This is a genomic window from Phaeocystidibacter marisrubri (assembly GCF_008933165.1).
Taxonomy (GTDB): domain Bacteria; phylum Bacteroidota; class Bacteroidia; order Flavobacteriales; family Schleiferiaceae; genus Phaeocystidibacter; species Phaeocystidibacter marisrubri.
In genome coordinates this window covers 1,184,748-1,201,346 of the sequence record NZ_WBVQ01000001.1, presented here as the reverse complement: position 1 = coordinate 1,201,346, position 16,599 = coordinate 1,184,748, and the positions used below count along the sequence as shown (strand labels likewise).

General features: G+C 44.5%; 17 protein-coding genes. 8 read left to right on the top strand and 9 right to left on the bottom strand.

What is annotated here, in order from left to right:
* Positions 1-83 precede the first annotated feature (83 nt).
* Entirely contained in the window at positions 84-1,862 is a 1,779-nt protein-coding gene (locus tag F8C82_RS05420; RefSeq protein WP_151692532.1) for an ABC transporter ATP-binding protein, read from the bottom strand.
* 186 nt (positions 1,863-2,048) lie between these two features.
* Here F8C82_RS05420 and F8C82_RS05415 point away from each other — a divergent pair, with 186 nt between their 5' ends.
* From F8C82_RS05415 to F8C82_RS05385, 7 genes are all read left to right on the top strand, one after another.
* The gene (locus tag F8C82_RS05415) at positions 2,049-3,146 is read left to right on the top strand and encodes a Glu/Leu/Phe/Val dehydrogenase dimerization domain-containing protein (RefSeq protein ID WP_151692531.1); all 1,098 of its coding nucleotides are present in this window, start codon (positions 2,049-2,051) and stop codon (positions 3,144-3,146) included.
* Between the two features lie 24 nt (positions 3,147-3,170).
* Positions 3,171-4,193 (top strand): transcription antitermination protein NusB, encoded by a 1,023-nt coding sequence (locus F8C82_RS05410; protein ID WP_151692530.1) that lies wholly within the window; start codon positions 3,171-3,173, stop codon positions 4,191-4,193.
* A 40-nt stretch (positions 4,194-4,233) separates the two neighbouring features.
* The gene (locus tag F8C82_RS05405) at positions 4,234-4,728 is read left to right on the top strand and encodes a DUF1573 domain-containing protein (RefSeq protein ID WP_151692529.1); all 495 of its coding nucleotides are present in this window, start codon (positions 4,234-4,236) and stop codon (positions 4,726-4,728) included.
* A 20-nt stretch (positions 4,729-4,748) separates the two neighbouring features.
* A complete protein-coding gene (yajC, locus tag F8C82_RS05400; protein WP_151692528.1) occupies positions 4,749-5,090 on the top strand; it encodes a preprotein translocase subunit YajC in 342 nt (113 codons plus the stop codon).
* A 116-nt stretch (positions 5,091-5,206) separates the two neighbouring features.
* Entirely contained in the window at positions 5,207-6,145 is a 939-nt protein-coding gene (locus F8C82_RS05395; RefSeq protein WP_151692527.1) for a YbbR-like domain-containing protein, read from the top strand.
* Positions 6,145-6,747, top strand: a complete 603-nt coding sequence (gene coaE, locus F8C82_RS05390; protein WP_151692526.1) for a dephospho-CoA kinase — start codon at positions 6,145-6,147, stop codon at positions 6,745-6,747. The genes F8C82_RS05395 and coaE overlap by 1 nt, the downstream gene beginning before the upstream one ends.
* Entirely contained in the window at positions 6,710-8,191 is a 1,482-nt protein-coding gene (locus F8C82_RS05385; protein WP_151692525.1) for an NAD(P)H-hydrate dehydratase, read from the top strand. The genes coaE and F8C82_RS05385 overlap by 38 nt, the downstream gene beginning before the upstream one ends.
* 60 nt (positions 8,192-8,251) lie before the next feature.
* On the opposite strand, the gene F8C82_RS05380 is transcribed toward F8C82_RS05385, so the two are convergent.
* Complete coding sequence (locus tag F8C82_RS05380; RefSeq protein WP_151692524.1) at positions 8,252-9,664, bottom strand: MBL fold metallo-hydrolase; 1,413 nt, start codon at positions 9,662-9,664, stop codon at positions 8,252-8,254.
* Between the two features lie 477 nt (positions 9,665-10,141).
* On the bottom strand, positions 10,142-10,783 hold the full coding sequence (locus F8C82_RS05375) for a Crp/Fnr family transcriptional regulator (RefSeq protein WP_151692523.1): 642 nt from the start codon (positions 10,781-10,783) through the stop codon (positions 10,142-10,144).
* Positions 10,784-10,981: 198 nt separating this feature from the next.
* Between F8C82_RS05375 and F8C82_RS05370 the strand changes: the two genes are divergently transcribed.
* The gene (locus F8C82_RS05370) at positions 10,982-12,346 is read left to right on the top strand and encodes a PhoH family protein (protein WP_151692522.1); all 1,365 of its coding nucleotides are present in this window, start codon (positions 10,982-10,984) and stop codon (positions 12,344-12,346) included.
* On the opposite strand, the gene F8C82_RS05365 is transcribed toward F8C82_RS05370, so the two are convergent.
* The 6 genes from F8C82_RS05365 to F8C82_RS05340 all read right to left on the bottom strand — a co-directional run bounded on the left by F8C82_RS05365 (position 12,343) and on the right by F8C82_RS05340 (position 16,481).
* On the bottom strand, positions 12,343-13,257 hold the full coding sequence (locus tag F8C82_RS05365; protein WP_151692521.1) for an alpha/beta hydrolase: 915 nt from the start codon (positions 13,255-13,257) through the stop codon (positions 12,343-12,345). The two genes, F8C82_RS05370 and F8C82_RS05365, sit on opposite strands and share 4 nt — an antisense overlap.
* 17 nt (positions 13,258-13,274) lie before the next feature.
* Positions 13,275-13,736: a hypothetical protein gene (locus F8C82_RS05360; RefSeq protein ID WP_151692520.1), complete on the bottom strand. Its 462-nt coding sequence runs from the start codon at positions 13,734-13,736 to the stop codon at positions 13,275-13,277.
* Between the two features lie 111 nt (positions 13,737-13,847).
* Positions 13,848-14,666 carry a hypothetical protein gene (locus F8C82_RS05355; protein ID WP_151692519.1) on the bottom strand — a complete coding sequence of 273 codons (819 nt, stop codon included), beginning with the start codon at positions 14,664-14,666 and terminating at the stop codon, positions 13,848-13,850.
* Positions 14,663-15,253: a DUF5034 domain-containing protein gene (locus F8C82_RS05350; RefSeq protein WP_151692518.1), complete on the bottom strand. Its 591-nt coding sequence runs from the start codon at positions 15,251-15,253 to the stop codon at positions 14,663-14,665. Before F8C82_RS05350 ends, F8C82_RS05355 begins: the two co-directional genes overlap by 4 nt.
* Positions 15,254-15,285: 32 nt before the next feature.
* Complete coding sequence (locus F8C82_RS05345) at positions 15,286-16,065, bottom strand: hypothetical protein (protein WP_151692517.1); 780 nt, start codon at positions 16,063-16,065, stop codon at positions 15,286-15,288.
* Positions 16,062-16,481 carry a hypothetical protein gene (locus tag F8C82_RS05340; RefSeq protein WP_151692516.1) on the bottom strand — a complete coding sequence of 140 codons (420 nt, stop codon included), beginning with the start codon at positions 16,479-16,481 and terminating at the stop codon, positions 16,062-16,064. Before F8C82_RS05340 ends, F8C82_RS05345 begins: the two co-directional genes overlap by 4 nt.
* Positions 16,482-16,599 lie beyond the last annotated feature (118 nt).

The window sequence follows — 16,599 nt, the reverse complement described above, 5'->3', positions numbered from 1 at the left end:
GTTAGATACCAAATCTAATAAAAGATTTCACAAATCCTATTCAATTAAACCCTTCGAACTCCGCGTTATACGTGGAGTAGCGGCTATTCTACGGTCTTCTCAGCCTCTTCTTGAAGCTGTTGGTCATACATAGATTTGTAGGCGCCTTCTGTAGTAATGAGTTGATCGTGAGTGCCTTGTTCTATCACTTCGCCTTTATCGAGCACAATAATATGGTCAGCATGTTTCACACTGGAGATCCGGTGAGAAATAATTACCGTTGTGCTTTTATTCATCATTTTCTGCAAACTGTTGAGAATGATGTCTTCGGTTTCGGTATCCACGGCAGAAAGGCTGTCGTCAAAAATGAGAATACGTGGATCTTTAATAATGGCTCGAGCGATGGAAACTCGCTGCTTCTGTCCCCCGCTGAGGGTGATGCCTCGCTCGCCTACACGTGTTTCATATCCATTAGGGAAATCTACAATGTTGTGGTGAACGTGTGCATTGGTCGCGGCTTCAATAATACGGTCGTGTGAAGCTCCATCGGTACCAAAAGCAATGTTGTTCCCAATCGTGTCTGAGAACAAGAAGCCTTCTTGTGGAACGTATCCCAATTGGGCGCGCAGTGCATCGAGGTTTACTTCTTTGATATTCTTACCATCTATCATAATATCACCTTCAGTCGCATCAAATAATCGACCAATAAGTGTGGCAATTGTAGATTTTCCAGAACCTGTCTTTCCGACAATGGCTAAAGTTTGTCCGGCTTCTACTGAGAAACTCACATTGTTCAGTGCTCTAATTCCACTATCGGGATATACAAATCCAACGTTGTTAAATGCAATGCTTCCTTCAAAGGCCATTTCCTTTGGTTCTGGATTGATAATCTCAGGTAGGGTAGAGAGGAATTCATTGATTCGCTCTTGAGATGCGGCAGCTCTTTGCACAATGCTCGTCACCCAACCAATGGAAGCAACTGGCCATGTTAGCATAAACACGTAGTATACAAACTCACCGATGTTCCCTACAGTAATGGTTCCATCTATGGCCTGCATACCCCCAACATATACTGTAATAACGGTACTCAGTCCAATCAACAACATCATAACGGGCATGAAGAGCGCATTCACTCGGTATAGTCGTTCGTTCAAGCGGTGGTATTCATTGGCTTCTTCCGTAAAGTCTTCCAATTGTTGATCTTCTCTGTTGTAAGCTTTGATCACTCGAATTCCAGAAAAGCTCTCTTGGACAAACGTACTGATATCGCTCAATTTGGATTGAACCTTTAGGCTTCGCTTGTTGATCATGTCGCTCACCTTGTAGATCACGTAAACCAATACTGGAAGAGGAGCGAGAGTAAGAAGGGTAAGTTTTACGTTGATGTCGAGCATAATCCAGATGACGATGACCGTCATGATTAAGGTTCGAATGGTATACATCACACCTGGACCGATGTACATTCGAACTCTACTCACGTCTTCTGAGATTCTATTCATCAAGTCACCCGTACTGTTGCGCTTATAAAAGGCCAAGCTCAATTCTTGATAGTGCTTGTAAACCTCATTTTTCAAGTCGTATTCAATGTGACGAGACATAACGATAAGCGTCTGTCGCATCAAGAAAGTGAAAAAACCACTGGCTAGCGCTGTACCAATAATGAGGAGTCCATAATTGATCAGAGAATCGGTCACTTCGCTCCAATCAGCATGATCACCAGCTTGCATTTGGTCTACCACCACATTTATTTCGTCCAAAGATTTCCGAATATATTGAGCAGGAAAAATTTGGAAAATGACAGAGGCAAAGACAAATACGATCCCCAAAAGGAGTAGCCACTTGTACTTTAAGAAATATTTATTGAGATGAGCTAGTGCTTTCATACGTCGTTCGTGGTGAAAATTGCTACCTTCGCAGCGCTAAAAAGTGAAACAAACACAACCGTTCTTTTCCACTTCGGTTCAAAGTTACAACAACGCCTGACGTCTGCATTAGTTTATGTCAAGACATCGAAAAGAAAGGTCGGCTGTGCGAGTAAACCCTGAGTTGAATCTTATACCCAAGACGACATGATCGTTAAAGAATCTTCAAAAGCTATTGCTGAGATGCCAGGCATCTTCCAGAATCCAGCTTTTATGGGTCATGAGCAAGTAGTTTTTTGCCATGACGAAGAAACCGGCCTCAAAGCTATCATTGGTGTTCACAGCACGGTACTTGGCCCTGCACTTGGTGGAACAAGAATGTGGAATTACGCAAACGACGCGGAAGCCCTACGCGACGTACTTCGCTTATCACGTGGAATGACTTATAAAGCTTCTATCTCTGGTTTGAACCTAGGAGGTGGTAAAGCGGTAATTATTGGTGATAGCCGTAAGGATAAGTCAGACGAACTCATGAAGAAATTCGGTGAGTACGTAGACAGTCTTTCTGGTCGTTACATTACGGCAGAAGACGTAGGTATCAATACCCACGATATGGAAATGGTGAAGTCGAAAACCGACCACGTTACAGGTATTCCTGAATCGATGGGAGGAAGTGGTGATCCATCTCCAGTTACAGCATACGGTGTTTTCATGGGAATGAAAGCTGCTGCGAAATACCGTTGGGGAACCGACAATCTTGAAGGAAAGAAAGTATTTGTACAAGGGGTAGGTCATGTAGGTGAAACTCTTGTGAAGCACCTTTCTGACTCTGGTGCACAAGTGATGATCAACGACATTCACGAAGACACACTTGAGCGCATCTCCAAAACGTACAATGCAACTATCGTTCGCGAGAACTTGTTTGATCTCGATATGGACATCTACGCTCCATGTGCATTGGGCGCAACGGTGAATGACGAAACCATTGGTCGCCTTAAAGCAGAAGTTATTGCCGGTGCAGCCAACAACCAATTGGCAGACGAACTCCGTCACGGAACGATGTTGCGTGAGAAAGGAATCGTATACGCCCCAGATTTCTTGATTAATGCGGGCGGTTTGATCAATGTTTACTCTGAAATTGCCAAGTACGACAGAGCAGAGGCATTGAGAAGAACGGAGGACATTTACAATACTACGCTGACCATCTTGACAGAGGCGGAAACGCATGGTATCACTACACACCAAGCGGCACTTAAAGTTGCCGAAGAGCGTGTAGCTAAGAAACGTGAACAACAACGCGCCTAATAGCGTACTAAACCAAGCCGACGCATGCTTACGCGCCGACATATTCGTATCAAAGTTCTTCAGTCGCTTTACGGCTTTAGCCAAGGAGAAGAGAACGATTTGAGCTTATATCTCAAAGAACTCGACAAGAGTTTGAATCGCATTTATGAGTTGTATCTCTTCGAATTGAGAATATTCGTTGAGATTCTTCGCATGGCTGAAGAGCGAATTGAAAAGAATCGCAAAAAGTTCCGTCCAACTGAATTCGACTTAAATCCGAATTTGAAGTTTGTGAACAACCGAGTGCTTAAAGCCTTGGCTCAAAATGCACCCCTTCAACGCAAGTTTGAAGATCACAAGGTGCATTGGGGAGATCACATGGAAATCCTTCAAAAGATCTTTGTTGAATTCAGAGAGAGTGAAATCTTTGAACGCTACATGGAGTCTGGCGAGAGTTCACTCAAGGAAGACAAGCAGGTTCTCAAGATTTTCTACGCAGAATTCATCACCAAGAATGAGACCCTTCATCAGTTGTATGAGGATATGTCCATGCACTGGGCCGATGATCTAGATGCTGCGCAGATGTTCGTTGTGAAGACAATCAAATCACTTCAAGAAGTGAATGGGTTTGTTTACTCAAAACTTTCTATTCCAGAAGGAAGAGAGGTTAAAACACTCAATGATCTTCCAGGTGGCTACGATTTGAATGCGGCCAAGCTTACGGTTGACTTGTACAAAGATGATGACGATGCCAGTTTTGGTAAACTTCTTCTTCGTTACACTGTTAATGAAGCGGCCGACAACGAAAAGTTGATTTCAGGCAAAACGAAAAACTGGGATACCGATAGAATTGCTTCCATCGATATCCTCTTGATGAAAATGGCACTTTCTGAGTTGGTTCACTTCGACCAAATTCCAGTTAAAGTGACGCTTAATGAGTACATCGACTTAAGCAAGGAATACAGCACGCCGAAGTCCGGTCAGTTCATCAACGGTATTCTAGACAAACTCGTTTTGCAATTGAAAGATGAGAACCGCATCGTTAAAGTTGGTCGAGGGCTGATGTAGCCTTATATTTGATGTGGAAACACTAATAAACAAACGCAATATGAAACTTAGCATTAGTGCACTTGCAGTAGTTGCGGCCATGGGTCTTGCTTCTTGCGACAGCGCCGTTTCTAAAATTGATAATAGCAGCGATGCATCTTCTGTGTCTTATGAAAGCATGGAGGAAGGTGGCAATCAAGTAACAGCAGCGGATGTAAACGCTAGCGGTACACCTAAATTCCAGTTCAATGAAATGAAGTGGGACTTCGGTAACATCGTGGATGGTGATGTAGTTGAGCACGTTTTTGAATTCGTCAATTCAGGAGATGCTCCTCTTATCATTAGCAATGCTCGCGGTAGCTGTGGTTGTACGGTTCCAGAATGGCCAAGAACTCCAATTGCTCCTGGCGAATCGGGATCTATCAAAGTTAGCTTTAGCAGTGCCGGAAAAGTTGGGAACCCTAAAAAGCAGGTTACCATTACTTCTAACGCTGTTCCGAATACAACGGTATTGAACATTGAAGCTACTGTAGCTCCAAAGCCAGCCGCTGAATAAGCATTTCTAAAAAACACTCAATGAACTATTTGAACATTTTTCTTCAGGCAGCTGAAGGCGGAGGTATTGCACAATTCCTTCCATTAATCGCTATTATCGCCGTTTTTTGGCTTTTCTTCCTTCGTCCACAGGCGAAGAAGCAAAAAGAAGAAACGAAGTTCCGTTCACAACTTGTAAAAGGAGCAAAAGTGGTTACCACCAGTGGTATTCACGGCAAAGTTGTAGATCTCAATGATGCGGATTCTTATCTCATTCTCGAAGTAGATGGAGGCCGTTTCAAAATTGAGAAATCGGCTATCTCCAAAGAGCTAAGTGCTCAGTATATGCCAAAAGAAGAAAAAGGCGGAAAGAAGAAGAAGTAAATCACTCTTCTCTATGAATACAAACTCCCGTAAGTTCGCTTGCGGGAGTTTTTTTGTTCCCAGAACCTCCGCGATACAATCTTGTAGGAGGCTACTATTTTAGCTACTTTTCATCTATGAATCAACGCGTCAAAAAGGATTGGAAGAACAAGCGAAGTATCTGGCTTACTCGTTTGGTGTTTTTGCTTTTGTCTGCGTTCATTTGGGGGTTGTTGAAATTGGGAAATTCCAATATCCAAACCACTATTACTGTACCCCTTAAGTTGATGGATGTCCCTCAAGACATCATGTTTGTGGAGCCATTAAATGAAGTGGATGTTAGAATTTCTGCTCCGGCATTGTACGCCTTTCGTGAAGAATGGACTGAACAAGATTCGGTGCGAATTTCTTTTAATCGATTTACAGCTTACGATGATCAACATTACTATTTGAAGTCAGCCTCCTTTATTCAAGCTACACAGAATTACCAGCCTGGAAGTGTGGATTGGATTCGATTGGCAGATACAACTTGGGTGAATACAAGCTCCTTGGCCAAGGTGAAAATTGAACTTCGAGCAGATTTTGATCTCGACTTTATACCACCGTATTACAGGTATAAAAAACCCATCCTCACTCCAGACTCTATCTATGTGTTTGGTCCTTCTGAGGTGTTGGATACGCTGAGGTACTGGAAGTTGCCTACCATTACCCAATCTGCTGTAGATGGAGATGTCAATAGAATTTTACCCGTAAATCTACCTGTAGGCTTACAATCTTCTACTAAATCTGTAGCCGTTCAACAACGTGTGGAGGAAAGCACGGTGAAATGGGTAGAGGTAAGCCTAAATAATAGCGACTACACAACGAAGTGGAAGGCCGTTCCAGAAGTGGTAAACGTTAAATGTCGTGTTCCCGTTTCTGATTTTGGACGCCTGCACGGAGGATTATTCAGCGCTAGCTATATGCGATTGGAAAAGGGAGACGCCGTTGTTCCCATACGTTGGAATCACGTGCCCGATTTTGTGGAAGTGCTCGATTGGAGTCCGAAATATGTTGAACTGATAGAACAGCGCTGATGAAACCTCTACGAATTGGAATTACCGGTGGAATAGGAAGTGGAAAAAGCACCGTTGCGAAGGTTTTTGAAGCCTTTGGCATTCCGTGCTATTACGCAGACTCTAATGCCAAACGATTGATGGTGGAAGACGACGAAGTGAAGTCGGATTTGATCGCATATTTTGGTGAAGAATTGTATCCAGATGGTGTTTTGAATCGCAGTTGGCTGGCTCAGAAAATTTTTGAATCGGAAGAAGATCGACAATTTGTGAATGGCGTAGTTCATCCTGCAGTAGCTAAGGACTTTGAGAGGTGGGCGGACGAGCAGTCTTCGCCCTATGTTTTGAGAGAAGCAGCCATTCTTTTTGAGACGGGAGGATATAAAACTTCCGATGCGAATATTTTGGTCACAGCTCCAGAAGAAGTACGCATCGAAAGGGTAATGAATAGAGATGGCGTGGACGAACAAAGTGTGGTTGCCAGAATGCGATCACAATGGTCGGACGAGCATAAGTCGAAGCTCGCTGATTTCATTATCTTGAACGATGGTAATTCAACGCTAATTCCACAAGTACAAACCATTCATGAAGCTATTCTCAGCCGAGCAAATCAAGCGAATTGACGCCGCTACTATAGAAAGAGAGCCTATTTCTTCTATTCAATTGATGGAACGCGCAGCGCTTGCTTGCGTGGATTGGATTGAAGACTATTACGAAAAGGACGTTGAGTTTCACATTTTCTGTGGGATGGGAAACAACGGTGGCGATGGTCTCGCTTTAGCCCGACTTCTCAATAACGCTGGATACAACTGCAGGCCTTTTATTGTAGCTCACCGAAGCAAAGGTTCCGCTGAGTTCGATCACAATTTGAGTCGTTTGGATGAAGTGGAGTTAAATGTTCATTACATCAATGGACTCAAGGAAATGCCTCGAGTGAATGAGAATTCCATCGCCATTGATGCCATCTTAGGTATTGGGTTGGATAAACCCTTGCGCGGTATCATTCGAGATGTGGTTAAGGGAATTGAGGAAGGGTACGATCATGTCATAAGTATTGATATCCCCACTGGAATTCCGGCTGATTTTACGACCGTAAATTGGAATACCGCCGTTCGAGCATCTCACACCCTTACTTTCCAGTTTCCCAAATTGAGCTTCCTTTTACCAGACATGGGCGATTATACTGGAGATGTACATGTACTCGATATTGGCCTGGATGAACTGGCCATGGAAGAGGAGCATTCTACTTATTTCCTGACCATGGATGAGGAGGTAGAGAGCTTTCGTCCCATGCGTAAAGTCTTTTCGCATAAAGGCGATTACGGACATGCATTAATTGTTGGTGGACATGAAGGTATGATGGGCGCAGCCGTCCTTGCTACTAAGGCTGCACTCAGAAGTGGTGCGGGTTTGGTAACCGCACATGTTCCTTCATGCGGACGAGATGTACTTCAAATTTCTGCTCCTGAAGCCATGGTTCAGACCGATCATTCTGAGCGCTCTGTGAGCAATGTTCCCGTATCTTCCCGTATTTCTGCCATCGGAATAGGACCAGGTCTTGGAAGAGAGCATTCCGTTTTTAAGGGACTGGAAAAACTCCTATCTGAAATTGAACTTCCTGTGGTATTGGATGCCGATGCCCTCCATTTAATCGGAACTTCACAGGCCTGGCATCTCATTCCTCAAAACGCCATTTTAACACCACATAAGGGAGAGTTTGAACGAATGCTTGGTAGGGAAGTAGAGTCTCCTTTAGAGCTGCTTCAAGAGGCGAGTGCGTGGGCAGGAGACAAGAAGTGCATCGTTGTATTAAAAGGGGCGTACACGGCGGTTTGCGATTCGGACGGGAATGTGTATTTCAATTCAACCGGACATCCAGCCATGGCAAGTGGTGGTACAGGAGATGTACTTACTGGAATTATCGCGGGATTATTGGCGCAGGGAATTACTCCAATACGCGCTGCGCGTTATGGGGTTTGGTTGCACGGTTGTGCAGGAGAAGAAGTGGCAGCCAGGAGGGGAGAACATTCCGTAGTTGCTGGTGATCTGATCGACGCATTGTTCTAAAAAGAGAGAAGAGCTCATTTCTGAACTCTTCTCTGAAAATCACACTACTTACCTCTCTCTCTATTGTGCAGTGCTTGCGCACGTAACTTCATCTGTCAACGGAACATGGTTGAGCGCTTCAATTGCTTTGAATCCACCTTCAACATTGGTCAGGTTGGTGTAACCTTCCGCTTCTAACATGCTCATTGCAATCATAGATCGGTAACCACCTGCACAGTGTACAAACATTTGTTTTTCTCTGTCAAGAGTTCCCATTTCACGAAGAATGTCGTCTAATGGCCACAATTGTGCACCTTCTATATGTCGACGGTTGTATTCTCCCTCTTTGCGAACATCCACAACATTGGTTTCACCCTTTGCATAACGCTCTTCAAAGGTGACGGCAGAAATAGACTTTGTGCTAGCATCTTCTTTGCCAGCCGCTGTCCAAGCTTCCATCCCGCCTTTGAGGTATCCCACCGCATGGTCGTATCCCACACGTGCAAGTCGACGTACCACTTCTTCTTCGCGACCTTCTGGTGCCAAGAAGACAATGCGGCGCTTGAGGTTGGTGATCAATGCTCCGACCCACATGGCGAAGTTGCCATCAATGCCAATGAACATCGAGTTCGGGATGTGTGAAGCTGCAAAGGCATCCGCTGAACGGGTGTCGAGCACCAAGGCTCCAGCTTCGATTTCTGATGCTACCTCTGCAGGGGTAAGGGCTTTCATTCCTCTTTCCATTACTTCATCCACAGAATCGTAGCCAAACTTGTTCATTTTGGCATTTTCTGGGAAATACTGTGGAGGAGGGGCAAGACCTTCGGTTACTTCTTTGATGAACTCTTCCTTGGTCATACTCTCGCGAAGGGCATAGTTGGTTCGCTTTTGATTTCCCAATATATCTACCGTATCAGAACTCAAGTTCTTTCCACAGCTAGATCCCGCACCATGTCCAGGGTAAACCGTAATGCTATCGGGAAGTGTCATGATCTTATTGCGAAGAGAATCGAAGAGCATTCCTGCAAGATCCTCTTGAGTCAAATCGGTTTTGATGGCGAGGTCTGGTCGACCAACATCCCCCAAGAACAAGGTGTCTCCAGTGAAAATGGCGCGTTCCTCGTCGTTTTCATCAATGAGAAGAAAAGTGGAAGATTCTTGTGTGTGTCCCGGAGTGTGAAGTACTCGAATTCTCACGTCGCCAATAGTGAACTCCTCATTATCCACTGCTTCATGCGCTTCAAATACAGGATTTGCATTAGGGCCATATACAATGGTTGCGCCGGTTTTCTTAGCAAGATCTAAGTGACCTGAAACGAAATCAGCATGGTAGTGGGTCTCAAAAATGTATTTCAATTTCACACCATCCCTCTCCAGACGCTCGAGATAAGGTTCAGATTCGCGCAGTGGATCAATGACAGCTGCTTCACCATTGGACGTAATGTAGTACGCCGCTTCAGCAAGACAATTGGTATATATCTGTTCTACGTTCATATTTTTTGATTGATGAGCTCGGCGCTCGGTTCAACTTTGTCGTTTTGATGGTACAAAGATGCGAAGTTGAAAATGGGGGAAAGGTGATGGGAGTCACAGTTGGTTGGATGGGGGCTTCGCAGGTTGCCGGTGGCAAGGGCTTCGCAGGTTGCTGATGGCAAGGGCTACGCAGGTTGCTGGTGGCAAGGGCTTCGCAGGTTGCTGGTGGCAAGGGCTTCGCAGGTTGCCGGTGGCAAGGGCTTCGCAGGTTGCCGGTGGCAAGGGCTTCGCAGGTTGCTGGTGGCAAGGGCTACGCAGGTTGCTGGTGGCAAGGGCTTCGCAGGTTGCTGGTGGCAAGGGCTTCGCAGGTTGCCGGTGGCAAGGGCTTCGCAGGTTGCCGGTGGCAAGGGCTTCGCAGGTTGCTGATGGCAAGGGCTTCGCAGTTTGCTGGTGGCAAGGGCTTCGCAGGTTGCTGATGGCATGGGCTTCGCAGAGGCCTTAGAGCACTTCAACCCGGTTGCGGCCTAGCGCTACCATTCCTTCCTTCTCCATCTGTTTCAGCAATCGGCTAATCACCTCTCTACTGGAGTGTAAATCTGTGGCAATCTCTTGATGGGAAGCCTTAATCACACGATCTCCATTTTGATTCTCAATGCGCTCATTGAAATACCTCAACATTCTCTCATCCAATTGATGAAAAGCAATCGCGTCTATCGTTTCCATCAATTCTTGAAATCGATCGTGGTAGGTCTGCATCACGTAGGCCTTCCATTGAGGGTATTTCTCCATCCACACATCTACCAAGTTAGAAGGGATAGCGAGCACCTCTGTGTCTTCTTCAGCCACAGCTTCAACTTCACTGATGGATTTGTCCATGCAACACGTTAGACTGCTAGCACAGGTTTCGCCGGCTCTCAAATAATACAAGAGCAACTCACGGTCTTCGTCGTCTCTACGCATAATGCGCATGGAGCCTGATATTAATAGCGGAACGAACTCTACAGGCATTCCTTTATCCATGATATAATCACCGGAGTGGTATCGTTGGATGTAGCCGTTTTCACTGAGTTCTTTAAGTAGGTTTTGGTCGGTAAACTGTGGGAAAATTTGAGTTACCGCGGTGGTGTCTAGTGATTTCAAGATAGGAGATATTGGTTTTCGCCTGTAGACGAAAGTCTGTCACTTTAGTTTGAACACGAACTTTAAAGTTACGAAACGTAGGAGTACGCTCGACTTCAAGTTACCAACAGAATCCGGCCTCATATTGTTGATAGTTCCTTTTGTCGAGTTTCTGATTTGTGGAACGGTTCTCTACCTTTTTAGAAACCATTATTTGATATGCCAACATCAACTTCCAAAAGCCGAAAGACCTCAAAGAAAATCTTTGTGTTAGACACGTCTGTGATCCTCTTTGATCACAACGCTATTATGAACTTCGACGAACACGATGTGGCTATTCCAATCACCGTGTTGGAAGAGCTAGACGAGTTCAAGAAGGGAAATGACACGAAGAATTTTGAAGCTCGTGAGTTTATCCGTTTCCTAGATAAAAAGGCGGGAACTAATAAGGTGAACGAGTGGATCAACCTCAATGGTCCAAAGCGGGGAAGGTTCAAGGTGATTATGAGCGTAAGCGGCGATAAAGTGGATGCCCAAAAGGTGTTTGCGGCTCATAAGATGGATCACCGCATCCTAAACGCTGCGCTGAAGTTGGAATCCGATGAGCCTACCAAGAAGATTGTACTCGTCACAAAAGACATCAACTTACGCCTTAAGGCCAAGGCGCTAGGGTTGGTGGCGGAAGATTACCAAACAGGTAAAATTCAAGACATTTCAAATATCTACACGGGTAAGGAGCAGATTTCTCCGTTTCCTCAAAAAGTGATTGATAAGCTCTACGCGGATGGTCATATTGATAAGGATGCCTTGGTGAAGCTGACCAAGAAGATTAAACCTATTTCAAATAAGTTTTACATTCTGAAGGGGACAAGAAGCTCTTCTTTGGCTTTCTTTAATGCACATCGAGATGCTTTAGAACACATCGAAAAGAAGTCGTTTTACGGCATCAAGCCACGTAACGCGGAACAAACTTTTGCTCTCCATGCCATTATGGACGACAATATCAAGCTGGTTTCGCTAACGGGTGTGGCAGGTACCGGGAAGACGCTTTTGGCACTTGCGGGAAGTTTGGAACAACGACGGAATTTTAAGCAAATCTATCTAGCTCGGCCTATTGTTCCTCTTAGCAATCGTGATATTGGCTTCTTGCCAGGCGATGCGGAACAGAAGGTGAACCCATATATGCAGCCTCTGTGGGACAATTTAAAGTACATCAAGAATCAATTCTCAGAGCGCGATCGCCAATACAAGCAGATTGAGGATATGGTGAATAGCGAGAAGATTCTAGTGACTCCACTCGCCTATATCCGTGGAAGAAGTTTATCCAATGTAATTTTCATCGTTGATGAGGCCCAGAACCTTACCCCTCATGAAATAAAGACGATTATCACTAGAGCAGGTGAAAATTCAAAATTCATCTTTACGGGAGATGTCAACCAAATTGACACGCCGTACTTAGATGAGCAGTCCAATGGATTGAGTTATTTGGTGGATAAGCTTCAAGGGAATCCACTATATGCCCACATCGCCTTGGAGAAGGGAGAGAGAAGTGAGTTGGCTAACCTAGCAAACGACCTCCTCTAATTTGATTCAATGAACGCCTCGATGGTTTCTGGTAGTTCGTGAATAACTGGAAGCTCGGCATTTCCATAGTGTTGGAGAGCAAGAACTCTGAGTTTTACGGATTTCTTCAACATGTGGCCCATACCAGGTATGACGATGTTCTGAGAAGCGGGATTGCAATTGTGAAGTAATTCACCTTCGGAAACTGGTACTTGAATGTCGTTTTCACCAGATAGGATGAGGAGGGGGCAGTTGATCTGGGCTGCAAAGATGCACGGGTCGTAATCCATCCAACTCTTCAAAAAGGGATATTGGGAGGGGTTGAATAAACCGTTGAGGAATGGAGATGGGGATTTAGGGCTTTCTCCCATGGCAACACTGTCTAATGCGAGGCGAATTCCATCCATTTGCTCGGGTGGGAATTGCGCAGCCAATTGTACTTTCAATATTTCTTGAATCGGCTGACCAGCGCCACAAAGACTGATGACTCCAGCTAAATCATCTCGTTGATTGCCGAGTATGAGCGCGGTAAGCGAACCTTGTGAATGTCCCAATACATAAATCTTGGAATAGCCAGAGTCTTTCGCTACATCAACCCATTCGTTAGCCAGCGCGACAAAGCTATCGTAGGTAAGGCTATCGATGTTGATCGGCTTAGATTCACTGGCCGAGAGTTTATCTGTGCTGAGAACGCTGATACCTCTCAATTGAAGGGAGTCGCTCAAGTAGAGTAGGTTGTTCCCCTTCACGGAACCCGAATTCCCAAAGCGATCTACAGTGCCTGAACCTGGGATGATCACCACTACAGCACCACCAGCAGCGCGCTTCCAGTGGGCATGGAAGGTGCCTAGTTCGTTTTCAATCTGAACATCTTGAGACTGTGCGTTCCATGGACACAAAACGACGAATAGGCTTACGAGAAATGCTTTCATCTCGTAAAGCTAGTCAATCACGTAAAATAAAAGAGGGTAAATATGCCCAATGAAAGGCCGAAAGAAAGGCGAAGTAGAATGGGGCGTATTACATTTCTATCGTGATTATAACCCACTCGAATAGCAAGTCCGCCAACCATTATGAGAATGCATCCAGCTGTTGAAATACCAGTGGCATCCATCCAATTCACCACTTCCAATCCAAAGCCAGCAACTACAAGTCCTAGGCCAGCTCCACCTAAAATGGTGCCGATTGTGGCCAAAACACTTGGCGACTCTTTCGGTGACGCTCGCTTACTAAAAGGTTGACTCCCTCTAAAGAGAAAGATGCTCAAGTAGAAATAGAAAATTGCAACTAATCCAACGCTGACCATCATCGCCATTGGACTGTGAGGTAGTTCTAGCCAAAAAGCCAGAATGGAAATACCAGCTAAGGCCAACAGAATGATTTCTGCGGATTGTAGGTGTGAATTAGTCATACCGTTAAGTAGGAGGTGGTAGCACCTCAAAGGTACTCTCAATATACAATTCACACTTTTGGTATTTAACCAAATGCACGTTTCAGTTCACCAACTGCATATTATACGTCATCAACGGCCTATGCAATAACGCACACCGGCCATGATGTTGTAGAAATTTACTTGTCCCGAGTATTCGTTTTCGTAGTAAGTGTAGGAATTGTTGAAAATGTCTGTGAAGTACTCCTCGTATGTGAAATGGTACCATGTGAAAGCAAACTGCGCATGACCGTAAACTTCGAGAAGCCTATTAATGCGATAGGACAGGTCAACGCCAATTCCGGGCCCAAAGGCAATGGGGCTGCTTTCAGAGGTTCCATACTGTTCCAATCGGAACTCATTATTTGTGTTTTGCTCTTTCAACACGGCATCTATCCACATTCCTTGAGAAGCCGTGAATTGAAGTCCACCTTCTAGCCCTATGCAAATTCGGTCTTTGCGAAATCCGTAGCCAGCGTAAAAGTTAAAGGAGTAGGCAGAATTGTAGGAATTAATATCGGTTAAACCGTTCTCTGTTTTAGGGGTTACAGTGATTTCTCGAACTGTATATCCGGGGTAGGCCGCTTCTATGCTAGCCGTCACTGCGAGGCGTCTATTGTTGCCAAGAGGTGTGGAGAGTGATTGAAATGAAAGGCCTCCATACCACTCGCGAGCTTGGGCTAATCGAATTTGTATTCTAGCTCCATAGGTGATCCCATCGGTATAAAACCCAGCAGCTCCATCGGTTGAATAATCTTCTAAAATGGGATACGATGAAGTAGTGTAACCCATTTCAAAGGAACCGGTCATTTCAATGTAACTCGGCAAGTATTCCGGCGTGAAGTAATCATCCTCTTGTCCATGAAGAAAGAGGCTGACAACACTGAATAAAGTGATGAATCCTCGTTTCATTTTAGATAGATGGTTGGTGCTTGAGAGGAGTGCACAGTTCCGTCTTCAAGTTCAATAGTCACCACAAAGGTTTGCATTCCACTAGCCTCTGGATATTCCATTAAGCGAAGTTGATGCGTGATGACAGTGCGATAATCATCAATCACATAGTTCCCAATAATAGTGCTAGAGGGGATGTATTCAAACCCGTCGAATAGGTAGAAATAGTTTGATAAATCTGTTCCTGCGGGAAGATTGGGATTGATGTCATTTGTCGAAACAACACGGAGGTCTACTATAGGATTATCGGTGTAGTAATCTATTGCACATTCACAACTAGTGGCGTAAGCCCCCGAAAACAATGTCATTGATTTAGCACATTGTTCATTCGTGGTGATATTAAGGTTGAGTTCAAGGGCATAGGCTTCTTTGGGTACCGTATCTGAAGCTACAGTTATTTGAAGATCGGAGTTATCGAGGTTGGCAATGTTGATGTCGCAGATTTTGTATAACCCAGCGGGCTCAGAATCGCAGTCACAGCAGGCTACTAGAATGACATCCGCGAAAGAAATGAGTGCCAATGCTAGTAGTACAGTTTTGATTTTCATAGGATGAAGATTGACCGATTATTATACAATCTCTATTCCAAATTTAGTCTATGTTTCTCGCACCACAGATGCAAGTTGAGAAAGGTGAGAGCAAGTAGGATCACTTCTATCCAAATGATCGCCAGATACCCTAATGAAACAGGAAAAATGAAGAACGAAAGTATCAATCCAGGCGACTCTATTGTTGCATTGTGTTGATCGCTAAAGAATGTGGTATTGACAATCAGTGGACTTAATGCCAGCAGAAATGCGGATAGGATCAGTCCCGCATACATCCATTTTCGCCCAATTCTCTTCGAATTCAGTACCAAGTAAAAGAGCAGCGGTATGGCGTAAATCGGCCAAAAAGTGAATTCGGTGTAGTGTAGGCGAGCAGATAGAACATCAATCCAGAAATAGATGAACGCCAAATGAGCCGTAAATACGGCAATGGATGTGGCGTTCCAATAAATGGATTTGGAACTCCCAGAATCTCTATAGATCCAAACAGCCAGCAAGGCAATGATTGCTTGTGTTCCTCCCAGTTGTGTAAGGGTAGAAATGGTAGAAATGATGGATGTTGACTTTATCTCTGTGGCGTATTCAAACGAGGTATAAATAGGGACGGCTAAAACGAATGTGGTAAATACCTTAAGGCGAAAGCTGTACTCGTACAATAACGTTATCATGCACAAGATGGGAATGGCATTCCACAGAATTCGCGTATCACCAATGAAAAGACGAGTTAACTCACTTAAAGGATCTGCAATTCTAGAGGTGTAAACTACAATTGCTAAGATCAAGAGGGCTTTAGAGATTCTATGGGGATTCATAAATCAAGTAGGTCTTCCCGGTCTTCAAAGGCCTTGTTGTTGTCGATTTTCTTTGGATTCATTCCGACAATAGCTATAACAAATAATAGGGGAATACTACTCAAAACCATGAAAAGTGGATTCTCAAAATTCGTTATGGCGTCGATGAAATCGTCCAAGTTCTGGATCATTCCATAGGCGATAGCAGTGATTTGAGCCATTAAGATGGAGATTCTAACGGCGTTGTTTAGCTTCTTGAGTTGAACTAAACAGAGGACAACGATGACTAAATTGATATAGGTTGAAATATCAGTGTACATCAATTTGAAAACCTGAAAGATAAGTCCCGTTGAATACGATCCATAAAAGGCGGTCCACAGCAAAAGAGCTACGTATACCAAGCGGTGATTAGTTGAGCGAAGGGCAAAATTCATCATTGAGCGTAGAGTAGTTTGAAAGGGGAAGATAGGGCATTGCCGTTAGTTCTCACAGATTCGAATACTCAATTAGATGCAAGAAGATCTAACGGAATCACCACATTTGATAAAATCTCTC

Coding starts and splice junctions, on each gene's coding strand:
- F8C82_RS05420 (WP_151692532.1), bottom strand. CDS start 1,862: ATGAAAGCACTAGCTCATCTCAATAAATATTTCTTAAAGTACAAGTGG.
- F8C82_RS05415 (WP_151692531.1), top strand. CDS start 2,049: ATGATCGTTAAAGAATCTTCAAAAGCTATTGCTGAGATGCCAGGCATC.
- F8C82_RS05410 (WP_151692530.1), top strand. CDS start 3,171: ATGCTTACGCGCCGACATATTCGTATCAAAGTTCTTCAGTCGCTTTAC.
- F8C82_RS05405 (WP_151692529.1), top strand. CDS start 4,234: ATGAAACTTAGCATTAGTGCACTTGCAGTAGTTGCGGCCATGGGTCTT.
- yajC (WP_151692528.1), top strand. CDS start 4,749: ATGAACTATTTGAACATTTTTCTTCAGGCAGCTGAAGGCGGAGGTATT.
- F8C82_RS05395 (WP_151692527.1), top strand. CDS start 5,207: ATGAATCAACGCGTCAAAAAGGATTGGAAGAACAAGCGAAGTATCTGG.
- coaE (WP_151692526.1), top strand. CDS start 6,145: ATGAAACCTCTACGAATTGGAATTACCGGTGGAATAGGAAGTGGAAAA.
- F8C82_RS05385 (WP_151692525.1), top strand. CDS start 6,710: ATGAAGCTATTCTCAGCCGAGCAAATCAAGCGAATTGACGCCGCTACT.
- F8C82_RS05380 (WP_151692524.1), bottom strand. CDS start 9,664: ATGAACGTAGAACAGATATATACCAATTGTCTTGCTGAAGCGGCGTAC.
- F8C82_RS05370 (WP_151692522.1), top strand. CDS start 10,982: ATGCCAACATCAACTTCCAAAAGCCGAAAGACCTCAAAGAAAATCTTT.
- F8C82_RS05365 (WP_151692521.1), bottom strand. CDS start 13,257: ATGAAAGCATTTCTCGTAAGCCTATTCGTCGTTTTGTGTCCATGGAAC.
- F8C82_RS05360 (WP_151692520.1), bottom strand. CDS start 13,736: ATGACTAATTCACACCTACAATCCGCAGAAATCATTCTGTTGGCCTTA.
- F8C82_RS05355 (WP_151692519.1), bottom strand. CDS start 14,666: ATGAAACGAGGATTCATCACTTTATTCAGTGTTGTCAGCCTCTTTCTT.
- F8C82_RS05350 (WP_151692518.1), bottom strand. CDS start 15,253: ATGAAAATCAAAACTGTACTACTAGCATTGGCACTCATTTCTTTCGCG.
- F8C82_RS05345 (WP_151692517.1), bottom strand. CDS start 16,065: ATGAATCCCCATAGAATCTCTAAAGCCCTCTTGATCTTAGCAATTGTA.
- F8C82_RS05340 (WP_151692516.1), bottom strand. CDS start 16,481: ATGATGAATTTTGCCCTTCGCTCAACTAATCACCGCTTGGTATACGTA.